Origin of the sequence: Olsenella sp. kh2p3, assembly GCA_900119625.1 — a bacterium.
GTDB lineage: Bacteria > Actinomycetota > Coriobacteriia > Coriobacteriales > Atopobiaceae > Tractidigestivibacter.
In genome coordinates, this window is record FPKD01000002.1 from 351888 (window position 1) to 372799 (window position 20912).

The 20912-nt window shown below is 62.7% G+C and carries 15 protein-coding genes; 8 read left to right on the forward strand and 7 right to left on the reverse strand.

All coding sequences use genetic code 11. From position 1 onward, the window contains the following. Window positions 1–401 precede the first annotated feature (401 nt). The 5 genes from BT122_RS04985 to BT122_RS05005 all read left to right on the forward strand — a co-directional run bounded on the left by BT122_RS04985 (window position 402) and on the right by BT122_RS05005 (window position 7414). Complete coding sequence (locus tag BT122_RS04985; RefSeq protein WP_083432316.1) at window positions 402–815, forward strand: MarR family winged helix-turn-helix transcriptional regulator; 414 nt, start codon at window positions 402–404, stop codon at window positions 813–815. Window positions 816–889: 74 nt separating this feature from the next. Then, window positions 890–2686: an ABC transporter ATP-binding protein gene (locus BT122_RS04990; RefSeq protein ID WP_072354904.1), complete on the forward strand. Its 1797-nt coding sequence runs from the start codon at window positions 890–892 to the stop codon at window positions 2684–2686. Beyond that, window positions 2679–4652: an ABC transporter ATP-binding protein gene (locus BT122_RS04995; protein WP_082667279.1), complete on the forward strand. Its 1974-nt coding sequence runs from the start codon at window positions 2679–2681 to the stop codon at window positions 4650–4652. The genes BT122_RS04990 and BT122_RS04995 overlap by 8 nt, the downstream gene beginning before the upstream one ends. A gap of 229 nt (window positions 4653–4881) precedes the next feature. Further along, window positions 4882–6063, forward strand: a complete 1182-nt coding sequence (locus BT122_RS05000; protein WP_072354845.1) for an MFS transporter — start codon at window positions 4882–4884, stop codon at window positions 6061–6063. A 229-nt stretch (window positions 6064–6292) separates the two neighbouring features. Next, on the forward strand, window positions 6293–7414 hold the full coding sequence (locus BT122_RS05005) for a GNAT family N-acetyltransferase (protein ID WP_072354847.1): 1122 nt from the start codon (window positions 6293–6295) through the stop codon (window positions 7412–7414). 23 nt (window positions 7415–7437) lie between these two features. Here the strand turns inward: BT122_RS05005 and BT122_RS05010 are convergent, their stop codons facing one another. The 3 genes from BT122_RS05010 to BT122_RS05020 are packed head-to-tail and all read right to left on the reverse strand — an operon-like array spanning window position 7438 to window position 11141. Then, window positions 7438–9024 carry a glycoside hydrolase family 36 protein gene (locus tag BT122_RS05010; protein ID WP_072354848.1) on the reverse strand — a complete coding sequence of 529 codons (1587 nt, stop codon included), beginning with the start codon at window positions 9022–9024 and terminating at the stop codon, window positions 7438–7440. After that, window positions 9021–10421, reverse strand: a complete 1401-nt coding sequence (locus BT122_RS05015) for an MFS transporter (protein ID WP_072354850.1) — start codon at window positions 10419–10421, stop codon at window positions 9021–9023. Before BT122_RS05015 ends, BT122_RS05010 begins: the two co-directional genes overlap by 4 nt. Window positions 10422–10466: 45 nt before the next feature. Next, window positions 10467–11141, reverse strand: coding sequence for a TetR/AcrR family transcriptional regulator (locus tag BT122_RS05020; RefSeq protein ID WP_083432317.1), 675 nt, complete (start codon window positions 11139–11141; stop codon window positions 10467–10469). A gap of 91 nt (window positions 11142–11232) precedes the next feature. Between BT122_RS05020 and BT122_RS05025 the strand changes: the two genes are divergently transcribed. Continuing rightward, the gene (locus BT122_RS05025; protein WP_072354851.1) at window positions 11233–12780 is read left to right on the forward strand and encodes a DUF6937 domain-containing protein; all 1548 of its coding nucleotides are present in this window, start codon (window positions 11233–11235) and stop codon (window positions 12778–12780) included. Between the two features lie 35 nt (window positions 12781–12815). On the opposite strand, the gene BT122_RS05030 is transcribed toward BT122_RS05025, so the two are convergent. From BT122_RS05030 to BT122_RS05040, 3 genes are all read right to left on the reverse strand, one after another. Next, window positions 12816–14579, reverse strand: a complete 1764-nt coding sequence (locus BT122_RS05030; protein WP_083432318.1) for an ABC1 kinase family protein — start codon at window positions 14577–14579, stop codon at window positions 12816–12818. A gap of 5 nt (window positions 14580–14584) precedes the next feature. Further along, complete coding sequence (locus BT122_RS05035; RefSeq protein WP_072354853.1) at window positions 14585–14938, reverse strand: hypothetical protein; 354 nt, start codon at window positions 14936–14938, stop codon at window positions 14585–14587. A gap of 116 nt (window positions 14939–15054) precedes the next feature. Then, entirely contained in the window at window positions 15055–15738 is a 684-nt protein-coding gene (locus tag BT122_RS05040) for an HAD family hydrolase (RefSeq protein ID WP_072354854.1), read from the reverse strand. Window positions 15739–15875: 137 nt separating this feature from the next. On the opposite strand from BT122_RS05040, the gene BT122_RS05045 reads away from it, so the two are divergent. Together BT122_RS05045 and BT122_RS05050 are read left to right on the forward strand one after the other, a co-directional pair. Continuing rightward, entirely contained in the window at window positions 15876–17141 is a 1266-nt protein-coding gene (locus BT122_RS05045) for a DUF1015 domain-containing protein (protein WP_072354855.1), read from the forward strand. A 123-nt stretch (window positions 17142–17264) separates the two neighbouring features. Beyond that, window positions 17265–19613, forward strand: coding sequence for a tetratricopeptide repeat protein (locus tag BT122_RS05050; protein WP_072354856.1), 2349 nt, complete (start codon window positions 17265–17267; stop codon window positions 19611–19613). 83 nt (window positions 19614–19696) lie between these two features. On the opposite strand, the gene BT122_RS05055 is transcribed toward BT122_RS05050, so the two are convergent. After that, window positions 19697–20912 (reverse strand): glucosaminidase domain-containing protein (locus BT122_RS05055; RefSeq protein WP_072354857.1); only part of this gene is annotated, 1216 nt, incomplete at its 5' end.

Genomic DNA, 20912 nt, shown 5'->3' on the forward strand with positions numbered 1-20912 from the left:
TGTGACCGCGCCGTCCCATTCCCCCGGCGGGCCTTGTCAACTTGCATGCTATGGGTTGGTCTGGCTCTCCCCTGCCTCGTTGGCAATGCATTACGACACCCTGACCGCACATTACATTTGCCTTACATTTGGTGTGAGCATTTGTAATGCCACAGTATCGCTGCAGGTAGACGGTACTGCATTTGTGTAAGGGCACCTTGGTTGGCACCGGTTCGGAGCGATTGTGTCTACCAGATATGGTAATTTGCTAAGTACCTTGACACTTTTTTGTTAGGTACCTAATCTTCTCTCGTCAACATCAAGTGGTAAGAGATAAGGGAGAGATCGCTACGTCTGAAACACAGCAACCCGGGAGGTGCCGGCCGCCCAAGGAGCTCTCTGCCTCGGCGGAGTCTCGTATTATGAGGGACCTGGGCTACTTTGGGCACTTCCTGCACCTCCACGCCGGAGGGCGCAGCGGCAAGCAGCGCATGCTCGAGCGCATCCTGCGCGAGGGCGGCACCATAAGCCAGAGAGAGCTTCAGGACACCGTGCCCATAAGCTCTGCCGCAGTCTCCGAGGTTCTCGCCAAACTCGAGTCCGAGGGCCTCATCACCCGCACGCGTTCCGAGAGCGACAAGCGCCAGCTTGACGTCACCTTGACTGAGAACGGACAGGCCGAGGCTAAGGTATGTGCCGAGAAGCACGCAAAGTTCGAGGCGGAGGCGCTCTCGGTGCTCACCGAGGACGAGAAGGGCCAGCTCCTAGGCATGCTCGACCGCCTCATGGAGCACTGGCAGAACATCGAGGAGAAAGACAGGGCGGTGGAAAAGTGAGCATACGCAAGAAGCTGGAAAAAACATTGAATGCAGGCGAGCAATCCTCGCTTCCCCAGTACGGGCTCAGAGAGATCATCTCGACGCTTGCTGGGTCGCTGAGGGAGTTTGGCAAGCCCGCCTGGGCGACGCCGTTTCTCGTCACCGGGGAGGTTGTGCTTGAGTGCGCAATCCCATTCGTGACGGCACAGCTCATCGACGCCCTCGCGCTTGGGGGCGGCGTCTCCGCAATCGCCGGGCACGCGGCAATTCTCATCATCATGGCGCTCGCCTCGCTCGCCTTTGGAACCGCAGCCGGCGTCACCTGCTCGATTGCGGCGACGGGCCTTGCCAAGAACCTCAGGCACGACGTGTTCCACAAGATCCAGGGGTTCTCGTTCTCCAACATTGACCGGTTCTCCACGAGCTCGCTCGTGACCCGACTCACGACCGACGTCACCAACGTCCAACAGGCGTACATGATGATCATCCGCATGGCGATCCGCTGCCCGCTCATGGCAATCTTCTCCATCGTGATGGCGTTTGTCTCGGGCGGTCCCATGGCCGTAATCTACGTGATCGTTGCCTTTGTCCTTGGCTGGGGCATCTTCAAGATCTCGCTCACCGTGATGCCCATCTTCCGCCGCATCTTCAGGAAGTACGACCGCCTGAATGACTCTGTGGAAGAGAACGTCCAGGGCATTCGCGTGGTGAAGTCCTACGTCCGCGAGGACCACGAGAAGGAAAAATTCAACGAGGCGTCCGGCACGCTCTACCACGACTTTGTTCACGTCGAGCGCATCCTGGCATGGAACCAGCCCCTCATGACGCTGGCAATCGACGTCATCTACACCTTCGTCATCTTCTTTGGGTCCCAGGCAATCGTTTCCAGCCAGGGTCAGCTCATGGGCGTGGGTCAGCTCTCCGCCCTCATCACGTATGGCTTCTCGATGCTCATCAGCCTCATGATGCTCTCGATGGTCTTCGTGATGATCACGATGGCAGACGAGTCTGCGCGACGCATCTGCCAGGTCCTGCGCGAGGAGCCCGACCTCAAGAACCCCAAGAACCCCGTCGTGGAGGTCCCTGACGGCTCCATCGACTTCGACCACGTGAGCTTTGAGTACTCGGCCAAGGCAGACCGCATGGCGCTAGACGACATCGACCTGCACATCAAGAGTGGCGAGGTCATCGGCATCATCGGCGGCACGGGCTCCTCGAAGTCGACGCTCGTTCAGCTCATCTGCCGTCTCTACGACGCAACCAAGGGCACCGTGCGCGTTGGCGGCCGAGACGTGCGCGAGTACGACCTTGACACTCTCCGCAACGAGGTGGCGGTCGTGCTCCAGCGAAACGTCCTCTTCTCGGGCACCATCAAGGACAACCTCCGTTGGGGCAACCCCAACGCAACCGACGAGCAGATGCTCGAGGCCTGCAGGCTCGCGCAGGCAGACGAGTTTATCCAACAGTTCCCCAAGAAGTACGACACCTACATCGAGCAGGGGGGAACTAACGTCTCGGGCGGCCAGAAGCAGCGTCTCTGCATTGCGCGCGCCCTGCTCAAGAACCCCAAGATCTTGATTCTCGACGACTCAACGAGCGCCGTGGACACCAAGACCGACCGCCTCATCCGCGAGGGATTCAAGAGCTTCATCCCCGAGACCACCAAGGTCATCATCGCCCAGCGCACCAGCTCGGTTGAGGACGCTGACCGCATCGTGGTCATGCGCGATGGGCACATCGACGCCGTGGGCACGCACGCAGAGCTGCTGCGAACCAACGACATCTACCGCGAGACGTACACCACGCAGAACAAGCAGTCGCACGACGAGGCCATGGAGTCCATATCCAAGGACGCCGTCAAGCCCCAGAAGGAGGCGAACAATGAGTAAAGAGAAAGACCAGGAAATGAAGTCTCCTTCTGAGCAGGCAACCGAGCCCAGGCGCACCGACGGCCCCGGCCGCGGCCACGGCGCCGCAAACCCCGGGGAGACGCTCAGGCGCACGCTGGCACTCACCTTCCACTACTACCCCGTTCACGTGACCGTGCAGGTGCTCTGCATTCTCACCGCCTCGATCCTCTCGTCACTGCCCTCTGTCTTCATGCAGCAGGCAATCGCGGTGGTGCAGGAGTTCGTGGGCACGGGAGACTGGGGGGCGGCGCAGGTCCAGATCACGCACATCGTCTTGGGCCTCATTGGGTGCTATGTGGTTGCCCTGGGCGCGAACATCGCTCAGGCGCAGCTCACGGCCGTGATCTGCCAGGGCACCCTCATGAAGGTCCGCAACCAGATGTTCGACCACATGGAGGACCTGCCCATCCGCTACTTCGACACGCACAAGCACGGCGACATCATGTCGCACTACACCAACGACGTGGATACCCTTCGCCAGCTCATTGGCGTTGCCGTGCCGAACCTCATCACCATGCTCACGGCGATGATCTCGGTTCTCGTCATCATGCTCTGGTACTCGGTGCCCCTGACGCTCGTGGTACTTGCGATGGTCGTCCTGATGGTCGTGATCACCCGTGTAATGGGTGGGCGTTCGGCTCACTTCTTCCTCGCCCAGCAGTGTGCGCTCGCTGCCGAGGAGGGCTTCGCCGAGGAAGCCATGAACGGCCAGAAGGTCATCAAGGTCTTCACGCACGAGGCTGCCACCGAGAAGGGCTTCGACGAGGTCAACGACGAGCTCTTCGATGCCTCCAAGCGAGCGAACATCTATGGCAACACGCTTGGCCCCATCCTCATGAACATGGGCAACCTCTCCTACGTGGTAGTTGCACTGGCTGGCTGCGCCATGCTCGCCGCGGGAACGCACAACCCCTCCATCGCGGGCGTCGCACTCTCCATCGACATCGTGGTGCCGTTCCTCAACCTCACGAAGCGCTTCTCTGGCTCCATTGGCCAGGTCTCCCAGCAGATTAACTTCGTGGTTATGGGCCTTGCGGGCGCCGAGCGCATCTTCTCGCTCATCGACGAGAAGCCCGAGACGGACGAGGGCTACGTCACCCTGGTCAACGTGCGCAAGAACGCCGCAGGCGAGCTTGAGGAGTGCCCCGAGCGCACCGAGAGCTGGGCATGGAAGCACCCCCACCACGACGGCACCGTCACCTACACACCGCTTGCCGGTGACATGCGCCTCTTTGACGTGGACTTTGGCTACACGCCCGACCACACCGTCCTCCATGGCATCTCGCTCTACGCCAAGCCTGGTCAGAAGGTGGCGTTTGTCGGAGCGACCGGCGCGGGCAAGACGACGATCACCAACCTTCTCAACCGCTTCTATGACATTGCCGACGGCAAGATTCGCTACGACGGCATCAACATCAACAAGATCAAGAAGGACGACCTGCGTCGCTCACTTGGCATGGTCCTTCAGGACACCAACCTCTTTACCGGCACCGTCATGGACAACATCCGGTACGGGCGTCTGGATGCCACCGACGAGGAGTGCATTGGCGCCGCAAAGCTCGCGGGCGCGGACAGCTTCATCCGACGCCTGCCGGAGGGCTACGACACGATGCTCACCGACAACGCGGCCCAGCTCTCGCAGGGTCAGCGTCAGCTCCTCTCCATTGCGCGCGCGGCAGTTGCGGATCCGCCGGTAATGATTCTGGACGAGGCAACGTCTTCCATCGACACGCGCACCGAACAGATTGTGCAGCGTGGCATGGATGCCCTCATGTACGGACGCACCACGTTTGTGATCGCGCACAGGCTCTCAACCGTGCGCAACTCCGACGTGATCATCGTGCTTGACCACGGCCACATCATCGAGCGCGGCACGCACGACGAGCTCATCGCAAAGCACGGCACGTACTACCAGCTCTACACGGGCGCTTTCGAGCTGGAGTAGGCGCTTACGACCCCAGGGTGCCGCGATTGCCTCGCCCCTTGCCCCTCCGACGCCTCACGGCGCCGGAGGGGCTCTTTGTTGTGGTGGAGCGGTTTGCGGAAACCCTCGCTGTGGCGCCACGGACCACGCACGCGGCGCAACGCAGCCCCTACTGCCGATTTGCGAAGCCGGCGGCTCGCCGTTAGCATGGGCTCATCAGCGGTCTCGACGCATCCGGGAGCCACATCATATGACCACCGCACTTCTCGGCATCATCTACCTGGCCTTTGTGAGCCTAGGCCTACCGGACGGTCTTCTTGGCGCAGCCTGGCCCACCATGCACGTGAGCATTGGCGCCAACGTCTCGCTGGCGGGCGTCATATCAATGATCATCTGCCTGGGGACCATCGTCTCGAGCCTGCTGACCGTGCAGCTCGTGCGCCGGCTGGGGACGGGCAAGCTCACCGCGCTCTCGGTGGCGCTCACCGCGGTAGCCCTCTTTGGCTTCTCGGCCTCAGCTGAGTTCTGGCAGATCGCGCTTTGGGCTATTCCATATGGCCTGGGTGCTGGAGCGGTGGACGCATCGCTTAACGCCTACGTAGCAACGCACTACGCCGCACGCCACATGAATTGGCTTCACTGCTGCTGGGGACTCGGTGCCGCCGGCGGACCCATAATCATGTCGTGGCAGATGGGCAGCTCCGCCGGTTGGCCGGGAGGTTACCGCATCGTAGGCGCTCTCCAAGTGGCACTCGTGGTGGCAATCACCCTGAGCATCCCGTTGTGGCGTGACCAAAACGACGCGGCCGACCAAGACGGGAAGCACACCGTCCCCACGCGCCGCAAGCTTCTTGCCCTCCCCGGCGTGAAGCTCGCGATGGCAGGGTTTCTCTGCTACTGCGCACTCGAGTCGGCATGCGGGCTGTGGGCCTCGACGTTCCTTGTGCTAGGGCACGGCGTTTCCGCACAAGCGGCCGCCCTTCTCGCCAGCCTCTTCTATGCAGGCATAACGGTGGGGAGGTTTCTCTCGGGCGTGCTTACCCTGCGCCTTGATGGCAAGCAGCTCCTCAGGCTAGGCGAGACGATCATGGGCATTGGACTTGTCGTGCTCATGGTCTCACCGGGAGAGGCGAGCCTCGGCCTGGGCCTCGTACTTCTCGGCCTGGGCTGCGCCCCCATCTACCCGCAGATGATTCAGCTCACGCCTGTGCGCTTTGGCTCGCAGAACGCGCAGTCGCTCATGGGGCTGCAGATGGCCTGCGCCTACGTGGGCTCGATGGCGTTTCCGCCGCTCATGGGCATTATTGTTGAGAAGGTCTCGCCGATTCTCCTACCTGTGGTTGCAGCCGGGCTCCTGGCGCTCATGACCGTCTGCCTCACGCGCTGCGACCGTCGCGTTGAGGCGGCAAACGGTGGGGCGGTCCACCAGTGACGGGTCCTTCCTGCCTCACGGAATGGTCCCAGCCGGTCACGCGGTCAGTAGCGGTCAAAGCCAAGTAGCGTTGTGCTGCTGAGAAGGAAATCGACGTTTTGCTTGGCTCCAAAGGGCTAAAACGTCCAAATTGTTCTCAACAGCACCTTCCGGACGGGCCGGCACCCTCCGCTGGGGTCAACTGCGCTATGGTGGTGGACATTCGGCAGCACAACTCCTGGAGGAACCAATGCGCTGGCCTATCACGCTCTCAACGGCACACCTTGTCATGCGTCCCTGGCGCTTGGATGACGCGGAGGCGGTCTATCGCTACGCGCGCGACCCCGAGGTTGGTCTTCGGGCAGGCTGGGCCCCACACGCGTCGCTCGAGGAGAGCAAGACGGTCCTAAAAGACATTCTCATGGCACCGGATTCCTGGGCAATCACACTGCGTGGGCGAGAAGGAATGCTGGCGGACGAGGCCGTGGGCGCCATCGCCCTGCGCCACCAGGCCGCAAATGCCGCAGACCCCCTCCCCGTACACGAGGCCGAGATTGGCTACTGGATTGCCCGTCCCTGGTGGGGCCACGGCTACATGACGGAGGCCGTCCGAGAGGTGCTGCGCTACGCTTTCCTCGTGGAGAACCTCGCCGCCGTGCGCGCGAGCTACTTCGAGGGCAACGAGGGCAGCCGCCGCGTCCAGGAGAAGGCCGGACTGCGCCCGCACCACCACGTCGAGGGAGTCGTCGACCACCTCGGCGCCACCCACACGGAGCGCGTACAGAGCATCACGCGTCAGGAGTGGGAAACCTCACTCGCCGCAGATCCCACTGATGCCGGAACCATCGCACGCCAGCAGTCGGAGGCGGCCGGCATCATCGACCGCCTGCCGCTCATCGCGCTCGTGCGGTCCGGCGGGCAGACCGGCGCGGACCGTGGCGGACTTGATGCCGCGCGCGAGCATAACGTGCCCATCTGCGGCTGGTGCCCGCCCGGGGGCCTTGCCGAGGACCTGCCCAAGCCGCCAGGCCTTCTCGCCCTGTACCCCGAGCTCCGCGAAGGACCCGGCCAAGGCTACGTCGAGCGGACGGCGTGGAACGTGCGCGACAGCCACGCAACGCTCATCGTCTCCCCCGGTGGGCTCGAGCCCAGAAGCGGAACGGAGATGACCGCCATCTTCGCCGAGCGCATGGGTCGTCCGGTGCTTGTTCTGGAGGGCTCCAACGTAAGCGAGACCGCGACGGAGGCGCTGGCGTGGCTCCGTTCGCTGGGGGCAAACGCCCTGACGCTCAACGTGGCGGGGCCGCGCGAGTCCAAGATGCCCGGCGTCTACGAGCTCACGCACGACATCATGGCAAACGTCCTGGGATGAGACAAAGGGAAACTCCCTTTGTCTCATCCCAACGCGCGCGAGAAGAGAGCGCGTTGGTCGGTGTCCCAAAGCGACATGTCGTCCGAGGTAAAGAGCACCCCGCCTAGCGTAGAGTCTGCCTCAAGGAGCTCAGTGCGCTGTTCCTCGGTTAGGCGAACGTCTGACCGCAGGAAGAAGACGTCCGGATCGCACCTAAACGCCCTGCCGTCGAGATGCGCGCGCCCTCGCGTGTTGGCAAGGCTGTTCTTGGTGCTCACGCGCTCGCGACCGGTGCCGCGCATGTAGACGGCACCGTCCCAGTCCAGGCCCACGTCGCAGCCAATGCGACAGAACTCCGTGCGCCCTAGGGCAGAGCCGATGGGAACGCCGCACAGGTCAAACCACGTGCCAGGCGCCGCGCTCTGGCGCAGGAGGTCGATAGCGTCGGCCATGAGCTGACCTCGGTTCATACCGCTATGAGGGAGCATGCACGCCGCATAGAGGAAGTCGCACTTGAGAAGCGAGAATCCCCACTCGCCGGTGAGCGTTGCCATGACGCGTGCCACGTAGTCACGCACCTCAGGATTCAGCGTATCGAGCGCAACGTGGCCGGACCAGTGCGAGCCGGTCACCACAAGCTCGCCCCTCTCGTCACGAAGTAGCCAGTCCGGATGCGCCGAGAAGAGCCGGGACTCGTGCTCGCACACGAAGGGCGCAACCCAGATGCCCGGCATGAGCCCGCGCTCACGAGCGGCAGCGGCCACCGGCGAGAGGCCATGCGGGAACTTCTCGCCATCTGGATGCAGCCAGTCGCCCACACGCGTGTAGCCGTCATCCATCTGGAAGGTTGGGCGGCGCGTACCCAGGTCGTAGTCCTCAAGGCAGTTCGCAAGCGCATCCAAGTCGTGCAGCAGGCACTGCTCCGATATGTTCGTGTAGTGCCGGTACCAGCTGGTATAACCCACAAGCGGCGAGCAGGGCGGAGCAGCGATGCCACAGAGCGCAAGCCAGCGCGCAGCCGCATCATCGACGCTCTCTGCGCGAACCACGGCAAGCCCCAAGAGGCAGCACCTCTCGCTCGCCTTCACAGGAACTGCTGGCGGCTCCTTGCTCACAAGGAGCGCCTCTGCGGGCAGGTCCTCGCGGATGAGCGTCATCCCCGTGTCCTCTCCAAGCGAGCCCACCAGGGCAACCTCGCCATCCCGCCGCAGGTAGCCATAGGTAAAGCCATGCTGGTGACCGGGTCTCTCGTCCTCCTCCACAAAGCGGTAGTCGCCCGAGGCGTCAAGCACCCAATGGCGTATGGCCACGCGTGGCACGGAGAAGTTGCGCATGCGGTCGCGCGGACTGCGCTCCACGGAGTCTGTCCAGGAGTTGTAGCCGTTCAGGTAGAGCGCCGTTGCCTCACCCAGCGCAGCGGGCAGCGTTGCCTCCACGGCGTCGATCACAACCTCACGCCGGGGCTCCGCGCACAGCCGCCAGCACTCCCCGTCGCGCACAAGTGAGATACCGAGCGTTGCCGCATCCGCACCCGTCACCAGGCCAGACGGCTGTACGTGGGCAACGCGCCCCTGGTCAGACGCCACGTGCCAGCACACACAGAAGGTAGGTTCGCCGAGAAGCGCCGTCACGCCCTGTCGCCTCCCCTGGCCTCGCCAGAGGCGCCGCCGATGGTCCCAAGGACGCGCCGCTCGTTGTAGCGTGTGAAGACCAGGCCGCCAATGAGGCAGAACACGGTTGCCACAACAGCCGTGGCGCGGTAGCCCATGCCATTCTCCCCGAGGATGGAGATAGAGGTGAAGAGGATCATCGCAAGCGTTTGTCCAAGCGTCATCGAGAAGGTACGCGCGGCGTAGAACATGCCCTCGCGCCTCTCGCCGGTCTCGATAGCATCGCTCTCGGCAATGTCGGCGAGCACCGCCTGGGGAAGGATGCCCAGGATGGCCATGGGCACGGCAGCGAGCACCGCCACGAGCATGCCCCATACCATGCCCGGGATGCCAAACATGCCGCACACCGAGGTGACGGCAAACGCCGCGCAGAAGAAGAAAAAGCCAAACGCGACAATGCGCTTCTTACCGTGGCGCTTGGCCAGCATGTTCACGGGAGCATAGAACAGCAGCGAGATGAGCGTCATCGCGGCGAAGAATACAAACGAAAGCGAGTCTGGCAGGCCCATGAGCTCGGTGATGTAGTAGGTCATGCCGGTCTGGAACATGGTAATGGCAACCCAATAGAGCACATCTGAGAGTTCGAAGACCTGGAAGTCGTGGTTCTTGAACGTCTTGGCAACGGACTGGAACATGGGCGTGGAGGAGGGCTCGGCCTGAGCGTAGAGGTTCTCGTCGATGCCGAACGCGGGGACGAGCATGCACGCCACGGCAACGGCGGCAAGCACGGCAACCGTGATTCTAAAGGCGCCGGCAATCCCCATGGTAGGCTCGAGGTAGGCAGCCACCGTGGTCACGAGGTACGCAAGCGCCGTTCCCAGAAAGTAGGTGACCGAGATGTGCGTGGAGAGATCAATTCTCAGCTCCTGCGTGCGGCCCAGCTCGGGGATAAGCGCATTGAAGGGCGTGCAGTAGAGCGAAAGCGTTATGTAGAAGAGCATGAGGCAGCAGAAGAGCAGCACGTTGTTCAGAGTCTGGCTACCAGTCCCCGGTAGCACGAAGACGAGGACCGTCATCACGCCAAAGGGGATGGCGGCACCGCGCATGAACGGGATCCGGCGACCAAGAGGGCTTTTCAGCCTGTCAGACTGCGAGGCAATAAAGGGGTCGATAAAGCCGTCGAGGAGCCTGCCGCACCCCGTGATGATGCCGATGACCGTGAGGCCCGCAAACACGGCTCCCTGGGTGATGAAGACCGCCATGCCACGCGAGAGCATGGTGTCGGAGGGCATGTAGAAGTAGACGAGCCAGTTGCTGACGATGCCCGAGAGTATCGCCCATCCCAGCTGTCCTATCGCAAAGAGTCTGATGACCCGCTTGTCCGCAAGCCTGGTCCCCGAAGCCTTCTCCCCCGCCATCCTTGCTCCCCTCTCGCCATGAGACAAAGGGAGTTTCCCTTTGTCTCATCTCAATGCACGTACTGCCATGTCAACGATGCACTCAAGCTCCTGAGCCCCCGCGGAGAAGTCATCCGAGGGGATGACCTCGCCGCGCGCGAGCTTCTGCGCCACGCCCATGAGCGCATGGGCAACGCTCCTGTAGAAGACCGGAAAGTCCACCTCGCGCGCAACGGAGCCATCCTGGAGTCCCAGCTGGTACGCGTCGGCAAAGATGAGGTAGAACGAGTCCACCTCGCGCCCGTAGGCGACAACCGCGTCAAGCGGCGCCCCCTCGGTGACGAGAAGCCCGTCGAGGTCGTCGATGAAGAGCACAAAGCCGGCGTTCTCCACGTAGCCCTCGGCATAGAGGCGGAGCATCCGCTCGAGTCTGTCCGCACCACTCATGCCGAGAAACGCGTCCGACTCGACAAGCGCCACAATGCGCTCGTTGAAGCGCCGCCACAGGAACGTGCCCGCAGCAAGCGCGAGGCGAGTCTTGGTCGAGAAACGCCGGTAGAGCGTGGCCACGCCAACGCCCGCCGCCTCTGCGACGTCGGTCATGCGCGCATCCGCGATGCGCCGCTTAAGGAAGAGGCCGGCCGCGCACTCGACGGCGCGGTCCATGCGCACGTCGCCCGTGAGGCTCCTCTCCTGCCACACCGCAGGTGCAAGACCCGCCGTTGAGTCACCCTGTGCCATCCTTGACGCTCCGTTCCCGTGGGTGATAGTCTTACTATCAACTTGATAGCGAGGCTATCACCTCTGTCCACACAGGGTCAAGGAGGATTCGATGGAAGCGTCGACAGACCAGGCGAGAAGCGCCTTTGGCAACGAGCAGGACGATGCAACGTACCAGAAGGCGGTCCAATCGAAGGAGCGCTACCTTCGCCGCTTTGGCGACGACTCCAAGACCGTCTATCACCTCTCGGCAGCTCCCACGCCCGTAATCGGAGACATGCTTGGCGTGAGGAACCTCGTCATCTCGCCCGACGGCACGCCTCTCGACATCCGCGCAGACGCCGCACAGGCCCCCAAGCCACCTACCACCAATCGCACCGTAGAGGGCGCAAACGGCGCGCCGGTCATAGTGGGAAACATCCGCATGGGCTTTGGGCACTATCGCATCTCGATGGCCATGGCATCGGCAGCACATGCCATGGGCTACACGCCCTACTGGCTAGACCTGGCCTCCTTCAAGGACGCTACGGGGTCCAAGGTCATCCGCTACCAGAACGACCTCTACTCCAAGGGGTCAAGAATCTCTCAGCGCGTGGGGGCCTTCAACAAGCTCGTGTGGGAGCCGCTCAACTCGGAGGGCTTCCGTAAGCTCTCGTACAACGCGGCGGACCAAAAGAACGCCGAGCTCTGCGTACCCCTCTTCCACGACATCGACAAGGACATCCCCTACGTGGGGACGCACGTCTGGCCCTCGCAGGCAGCAGTGCACGCAGGCATGACTCATGTGGTAAACGCCATCCCCGACAACTGGCCCATGGCGCTCCACCTTGCGGAGGGCTCAATCCACACCGTCCAGACGCCCAGCGCCTACTTGGGGTATCACCAGCTTCGCGGCATGGACCCTGCACGCCAGCTCAAGCCCATGCCCGAGGGGTCCATCTACTACACCGGCCACTACGTTGACCATGAACTTGTCTCCAACATCCCCAAAGACTGCGCGCGACGCAGAAACCGCGTCATGGGAGGCGGACCCGTGCGCTACCTGCTCTCCGTTGGCGGCGCAGGCGCGCAGCAGGAGCTCTTTGCGGCAATCGTGGAGCACCTCCTCCCCTATGTGAGGCGCGGAGAGGCCGTGGTCTTTGTCAACGTGGGAGATCACAGGAAGGTGTGGGACGCACTGCTTAGGAGCGTGGACGGCCTTCGCAGCGAGGCACTCCCCCACTTCGAGGGTATCGACGAGGTCGCGCGGTTCGCCGCGGCGGCGCTCGACGGTGACGTGAGCGGCGTGCATGCCTTCTGCGACAAGGACATCTTCACGGCGGTCTACTCGTCCAACCTGCTCATGCGCTGCTCGGACGTGCTGGTTACCAAGCCGAGCGAGTTCTCGTTCTACCCCGTGCCCAAGCTCATGATTCACCGCGTGGGCGGCCACGAGGCCTGGGGCGCCATCCGCGCCGCGGAGGTTGGCGACGGCACCTACGAAATGGACGACACCGCAGAGGTGCTCTCGATGATCGACTCGTTCCAGCGCGAGCGCGGACTTCTCGGCTTCATGTGCGACCGCATCGAGGACGCCGCCCAGGCCGGCATCTACGACGGCGCCTATCGCGTCATCGACCTTGCGGTTAACGGTGCGCCAACGCTTCCCGCAGTGCGCTAGCACCCGCGATGAGACAAAGGGAAACTCCCTTTGTCTCATCGCCTGCGGCGACGGTCGTCCTTGATGATGCTGCGGGCAACCCATATGCCCAGGATGAGGGCAGCAAGGTAGCCAACGAAGCCGATGATGGGAATGCCAAAGATAACGGGCTGGATGCGTGCGTAGTAGACCACCGACGAGCCAATGAAGAGGCCTGCCACCATCACGCTCATCGAGAGCCTGTTGGCAATGTGGGCAAAGTCGTTGATGGGGTCCTCTGTTCCCGCCACGTCCAGGTTAAGCCGCAGCTGGCCGCGGGTGAGCATCTTCATGGCAAGGTCCGCCTGCGAGGCCGCGCCGAGAAGTCCATGCGCGGCGCGCGTTCCCTCGCGCGCGAAGCCCTTGACCTCGTGCTTGATGAGGTCCTCTGGCGTGGTGTGAGCCTTGATGTGGGCAGTGATGATCTCGATGATCGAGACACCAGGGAGAAACTCGTCGACCACGCCCTCGAGCGTCACGAGGGAGCGTGCCAGCATGGTGACCGTGCCGGGAAGCTCGACGCCGTTCTTTCTCGCCATAGAGATGAGAGAGTTCACGAAGGAGCCAACGTCAAGGTCTGAGAGGTCAGCCTCGCCGTAGTCGGCAATAATCATGTCGAGATCGTCCAGGAGGTGCGCGTGGTCGACGGCGGAAGTGTCGGATATCGAGAAGCGCAGGAGACCGTCGGCTAGCCCGGCAGAGTCCCTCAGTGCGACGGCCTTCACCATGTCCGACATGGCCTTGCGGTCATGCGAGGAGAGACGCCCCATGATTCCCAGGTCGATGTAGACGATCTGCCCGCCGCGGACGATGAGGTTGCCGGGATGGGGGTCCGCGTGGAAGAAGCCGTCATCGATCATCTGGCGCGTGTAGTTGTCGACGAGCTTGGTGCCTATCTCCTCGAGGTCGTAGCCGGCAGCGACCAGCTTTGCCGTCTTGTCGATGGGAATGCCCTCGATGTAGTCCATGACCACGACGTGCTTGGTGCAGAGCTTGGGATAGGGCTTGGGGCAGTCGACAAACTTGCAGTCCGCGTTGTTGCGCCTAAACTCCTCGAGGTTTCTGGCTTCCACAAGGAAGTCTGTCTCGTCGCGGAAGGACTGCCAAAGCTCGTCCACTACCGACTGCATGTCCAGGAACTGGCTCCCCGACATGAAACGGTCCATGAACCCCACGAGCGAGCGCATGATGGCGATGTCCTGCGCCATGGTCTCCTGGACGTGTGGTCGCTGCACCTTGATGGCGACCATCTCGCCCGTGACGAGACGTGCCTTGTGCACCTGGGCCACGGAGGCGGAGCCCAAAGGAACATCGTCGATGGCGTCGAAGATGTCCTCGATGGGAGTGTCGTACTCGTCTCGCAGCGCCTGGAGAACCATGTCGCGGTCCATGGGCTCGACATCCGAGCGGAGCTTGGTAAGCTCTCGACAGAAACTCTCGGGCAGTATCTCCGAGCGCATGGAGAGAATCTGTCCCGCCTTCACGAAGGTGGGGCCAAGCTCCTCGAGCATGTGACGCAGACTCTTTGGCGTGAGGCCATGGAAGATGTCATAGCGACGCACAATCGTGAGGACTTCGCGTACGCGCTTGAGGCGAGAGCTTCTCGATGACTCGTAGCCATCGGCAGTCTTGCTGCGCCCGCCAAAGAGGCCTATGGTCTGGGCGTCGTCATCCTCGAAGCCGTCCTCGCTCACGCTCTTGTACCAGGCGTCAAGGAGCTCGTCACTAGTGTGTGGCGAGCTCCCCTTTGTGGCATCGCTTGTGTCGTGAACCTCGGGCACAGGTTCTACTCCTTGGCGTCACCATCGTCTGCTGGGGCATCCTCAACGGAATCCGGCTCAACGACGTCCGCGTCGATGTCGGATGCCATGGAGGCGACCTTCTTGGCGAACTCGGCGCGCTCCTCGGGGGTCATTGCCTCCATCTTGGCGCGCAGGGCTGCGTCGGACGTGTCGCCGACAACCTCCTTTGCCTTGCGGGTGAGTTCCTCGTTGATGGCCTTACCCTGGGCAACCGTAAGCTCGCCCTTCTTGACGAAGCCATCAATGACCTCTTGAGACTTCTCTGCCGTGGTTGCAACCGCGCCAACGCTAGCCAGGAAAATCTTGCGGAAGGGGTCCGTGATGTCGAAGTCTGCCATGATGTCTCCCTTCAGAGGCGGGACTCCTTGTCCCGCGGCCGTGATGCTCTCTGTTCTACCCCACATCTGCTGGCAGGTTGCGCTGGGAACACAAAATTCGGCGGGCGCCCGGGACCTCACCCCAGAAGTATGCGCCCAAGCTCATCGACGGTCTCGGCAACGGCAACGGCCCCCGTATCCCAGAGCTCTGCCACCTCGCAGGTATGCGCGTAGTGCACTCCTACGCAGGGAATGCCAACCTCCGTTGCCGCGTCAACGTCGTAGAACCTATCGCCCACCATCACCGCGTCCTTTGGCCCTAGGCCAGTACGATCCATCACCCGGCGTATGGTCTGCGGCTTGGTATCGGTGCCGTCATCGAGCTTTCCCAGGTAGACATCAAAGTGGGGCGCAAGGCCAGACTCGCGCATGCCGCGCTCGAGAAGGGCAGCGCGCTTTGACGAGGCAACGCCAAGCACCTTCCCTGCGGCATGGAGGGAATCGGCAAGCTCTGCCATGCCCGGGATGGCCGGGAACGCTTCGGCACCCAGCGTGTTGTAGATGGCACGGTACTCCTCGGTGATCTGGGCAGCCTCCTCCTTAGAGAAGCCATAGACCATCGAGAAGGCCTCGGGGAAGGGAGGACCCACAATGCGCCTGAGGTCTCCCATATCCTCGTCGGTAAGGCCGTGTTTGCGAAGGACCGTGCGAGCCGTTGAGATGATGCCCTCAATGGTGTCGGAGAGTGTGCCGTCGAAGTCAAAGACCACGAGCCTGCGGCCGCGCACATCCATTCCGCGGACGAATTTCTCAGATTTCATTGGCGCCATCCCCCTGCTGTCACATACGGGTTTCCAAGCGTCTACGGTACCCGAACTCATGGGATGCGCGCGTTAGAATCTGCTTGTGGGGGCCGGCAGGACTCCCAACCGTATCAAGACCGCAACGAAGGAGCGACATGCGCGCAGAGCCGTTCGTATGCTACAGGCCACAGCCCGAGAAGGCCCAAGACTTCGCGTCACTGCCCTATGACGTCTTCACGAGGGAGGAGGCACGCGAGGCCGTGGCCAAGCGCCCGCACTCGTTCCTTGCCATCGACCGCCCCGAGACCGCGTTTGACCCCTCCCACGACATGCACGCCTCAGACGTCTATGAGAAGGCAGCGAACCTCCTTGCCGACCGCGTGGCCGACGGCACCCTCGTGCGTGATGGGGACCCTTGCTACTACCTGTACCGCCTGAGTGGCAACGGTCACGAGCAGACGGGAATCGTGGCGGCCTTCTCAATAGACGACTACGAGTCTGGTACCATCCGCCGCCACGAGTTCACGCGTCCGGTTGACGAGAAGGACCGCGCAGACCACATAGCCACCACCGGCTGCCAGACCGGTCCCGTTCTTCTCGCCTACCGCGACGATCCTACGCTCTCGACCATCGTTACCGCCGCCACAACGGCAACCCCCCTCTATGACTTCACGGACGCCGAGGGCCTGCGTGAGACCGTGTGGCGCGTCAACCGGCCCGCAGCCGTTGACGCCCTGCGTACGATGCTCGCGCTTGTCCCGCGCGCCTACATCGCCGATGGCCACCACCGCGCGGCTGCGGCCGCGCGCGTGCGCAAGTCGCTCCGCGAGGCACACGGTGACACAATGGGCGCCCCCGGCACCGAGCCCTGTGATTATCTTCTGGCCGTTCTCTTCCCAGAAAGCCAGCTCATGACCCTCCCCTACGACCGCGTGGTGGCAGACACCGCTGGTTTCGCGCCCGACGAACTTCTTGCGCGTCTCGTCGAGAGGGGCTTTGCCGTGGGCGAGCCCGTCGAAGGCCCCGTACGCCCCACAGAAGCTCTCCACTACGGGCTCTTCCTCAACGGCGCATGGCGCGAACTTGCTTGGCAGGGCGACGTCCCCCAGACGGCCGTAGGGAAGCTTGACGTCTCAGTTCTCCAGGACCAGGTCCTAGGTCCCATCCTGGGCATCACCGACCCTGGCCGCGACGCGCGCATACGCTTCGTGGGCGGCCAGGCGGACGCCGGTGCCCTCGAGCCGCTTGTGGGCGAGGGCGGCCTTGCCTTTGCGCTGAGGGCAACGCCGGTAGCGGACATGATGGCCGTGGCTGACGAGGAGGGGATCATGCCTCCCAAGTCCACCTGGTTCGAGCCAAAGCTGAGAAGTGGCCTCTTCATTAGGCCCATTCTGGGGAGCGTCGCAAAGCACCAGGCATAGGAGCGCAATAATGCACCCCAGGGGCCAGCCCGGTCTCTGGGGTGCCTTTTCTGCCTCATGGGTATAAGGTGAACTCAGGAGGCAACCGGAAACGCCGGTTCGCATGCGATGAGGAGGTGCCCCATGGAGGAGACAGACGACGAGCGCTGGCCGCACTGGGCACGCGACTTCACACAGGCGCTGTCGCATGCCTTTGGTAGGCAGCCTGCCCCCACAGACGAGGCGTCTTTGCATGCAGGAGGCTCCGATACCCCGGATGCAAATCAGAGCCTTGGAGCACGCTTTGCGGCGGCCGTGGACGCGGCACGGTCGCGCGTCACCTCCACCCTAGACATCGACGTGCTTTCTCAGCGGCTTATGACCTCGGACGACCCCCTGTCTGACCTGGGACTCGTTGTGGCAGACATTCGCTCGCGCCAGCGGGACGCCCGGAGTGGGGACACGGGGTCCATCATAGTTCCCGCCTCTGCCAGTGATGGCGCGCTCCCACCTTCGAACCTCGAGGTGTTTCTCGCCGATGCATTGGACGACGCGGGACTTCTTGCCCCAGACGTTGCCATGCCTTCGGTGAGCGCAGTTCGCCCGCACACGTCACGCCTCTTCTACCTTAGGGTCAACGACCCCGAGCTAAGCTATGCGGCAAAGCTCAGGGTGCTGCGCATAGAGGCGGCACTCAATGCAGCCCTTCTCGCGTCGGCATTCTTCGAGAACGCGGATGACGTGCCCACTGGCGAGCTTGTAAGGTTTAGGCAGCGCGTTGCCGCGTCCGTGACCTCGCAGATCCCCACCATTGCCGATGGCTTGCCCACCCGCGAGGAAGAGCGTCCCAACGGCGAATGGGCGGTGCGCAAGGGCATCTCCACGGGCATCGAGCACTTCCAGGTGCCCTATCGCCTCCAGGCGAGCTTCCGCACTAACGTGGCAGACGGTGACGTTGCCCTTGTCGTGGATCTCACGCCGCCATCCATCATGCCTGCCCACGTGTGGGTGGACGGCATGGGCATAGTGCCGGCAACGCCTGAGATGCGCCGCCGCGCCGCCACCGATTACAACCTGCGGATTGGCATTCTTCTGGCAGCGTGCGCATTTCGCTGCAGCCCATGCATCCAGAGGGTATGGGTCGCTGGCACTATAGATACGCCAAGCTCCCATGACTGCTACTACTCCGTGTGCTTTGACCGCGATGGCTTCTCGAGGATTCCCCTCACGGGAAGCTTTGACCCTGTGCAGTCCTACCAGAGCTTTGACGCCACAATCGCAGAGCAGGACGGCCAGCTCTCGCCCGTGAGGCAAAGTTTCTCGCTTGAGAGCGAGCGCTTCTGCCCCGCACGCCGCTACGACTCTGTCGAGCTCTCACAGCGCGTCCTTGCGGACCCTTTTGCAAAGGCGCTTGGAGCCAAGCAAGTGAGCCAGCTTGGGATTGTGGAGGAGAGCAAGAGGGTTGAGGTTGCGTCTCAGATTGCGCGCCGTCTCTCCTCCTCAACCGAGGAGAACGTACGCGCCATCATGGAGCTAGCCGGCAGCGACGAGGACACGACCGTAAAAGATGCGGCACGCCGTTGCGTCGGAAAGCTCATCGACGGAACACTTGCGGAGGATGACCCGCAGGCGATTCAAGACGAGTTCGTCAACGGAGACACGCTCACCGCAGCAGTTGAGAGGGCCAAGGAACAGCTCTCGCACAAGGATGCCTCCAGCGCACTCTCGACGACCCTCGACGCTCTCAAGCCTCTTGAGGAAGGGCATGCCTTTGAGGACGACGCCACGGTAGAATGGCGTGCGTTTGGCAGCTATGTGGACCGCGTTCTCTACAACCGCCTGCTCTGGGACGGTATCCACGAGACGCGGCTTGCGCCCGATGCCTACCTTGAGGCACAGCTTGTCGTCTCGGTGGCGGCGCTTGCACAAGGCCAGATGTCAATGGCCACGGAGCGGGCACGGCGAGCGGTAGAGATAGCTCCCATGGGCATCCACTCAAGGCTGCAGCTTGCACAATGCCTTGACGCCGAGGGTCGCACAGATGATGCAATGGTTGAGGTGAGACACCTCCTTGAGCTTGCGCACGACCCAGAAGGAGTTGGGCTGGGTTACTTCCGTATGGCGAGCTACGAGTGGAACCGCCAGGATATACGTGCCGCACGAGCCTGCTACCAGCGCGCCCTCTCGTTCATGCCTGGGGTGGCAACCCAGATGGCCTCGCAGCTCTCGGCAATTGTCCTTCAGCTTCAGGGGGCTGCAACCTCTAGTGAGCCCCTCTCCGAGGATCAGGTTCGCGCGGCGCTTGCAGCGAGAGACATTGCCATTGCACCCACCGAGGAGGTGTCCGACGTCTTCTTCGAAGGCATGCGGGCATCGCTTGACGCCGAGATCTTCCCCGTGGCAAGGGAGTTCATGACCATCCTGGGGCTCATGACGCACGATGACGTGTACTACGGGATGCTTCGCTCGATTGAGGACGAGCCAGATCACTAGCTGATGTCTGCGAATACGAGAACGAAGAGGTCCGGCTCCACGCTTGCGAAGCCGGACCTTGTTGTTATGGAGAGTCCAACTACCTACAGGTTGTTCAGAACCGCCTTGATGCTGTTGGCATAGGACGTGTCGGTTGCCCACGTGCCACTTAGGCCCTCGACGGTATAAGACCTGCCAAAGAGCCATGTACCGTAGCGCGGATCATAGGTCTTTGAGGAGAGAGGCGCGTACCCAGCGTAGGCACGGAGGTGCTGCGCCTGTGCGAGGAATCCAATGTAGATGGCATCAGAGCCATATGAGCTGAAGTCCGCGCCGGAATTGCCAGAACCCGTAGCGCCAAGCCCGCAGAAGTTGCACTGCTCGATCTTAACGTCCCCGCCAAACTGGAGATAGCCTGTCTCGACCATGGCCTGCGCGTAGACAACCTCCGGACGAACGCCCTCGGCAACGGCGGCGGCCCAGAGCTTGTCGATGAACTCCTCAACCGTCGAGGCGCCATACGCGGTGTACACATCCGATGGGAACGTGGCGTTGCGCGCCTTGAGGCCAGCCTTGAGGTCGCTCACGAGCTGGGCTTTCGTCACCTGAGGATCTCCCAGGATGGGCGTGGGCTCAACGACCTCGACGGTGGTGGACTTGGTCTCACTCGTGCCATCGGGACTCACGACATCCACGTAGAGCGTGTAGGTGCCCGTCTTCTCGGGTGTGAACGAGCCGGAGGTCTCGCTGGTGTCGGAGCCCGTCGAGAGGACCGTGGAGCCCCAGTCTCCCTTCGCCCAGGAGCCCTCGTAGGACCAGACGTAGTTGTACGTGAGGCCGGAGGTATCACCGGACACGTTTGCAGAGAAGGTGACGGGGTATCCCCTGGCGGGTGCCGTTGTCTTGACCTTGACGCCACTGTAGGCATGGGCGGTACTTGCCGCTGCCACCTCGACGGTTGTCGACTTGGTCTCCCTTGTGCCGTCGGGGCTCACGACGTCCACGTAGAGCGTGTAGGTGCCCGCCTTGGCGGGCGTGAACGAGCCGGAGGTCTCGCTGGTGTCGGAGCCCGTCGAGAGGACCGTGGAGCCCCACTCGCCCTTGGCCCAGGAGCCGTCGAGCTGCCAGACGTAGTTGTACGTGAGGCCGGCGGTAGCGCCCGAAACGTTTGCCGAGAAGGTCACAGGGCTGCCGACAGTGGGCGATGCGGTGGTGACGGTGACTCCGTTGTAGACATGGCCGTCCTTCACCTCGACGGTGGTGGACTTGGTCTCCCTCGTGCCGTCGGGGCTCACGACGTCCACGTAGAGCGTGTAGGTG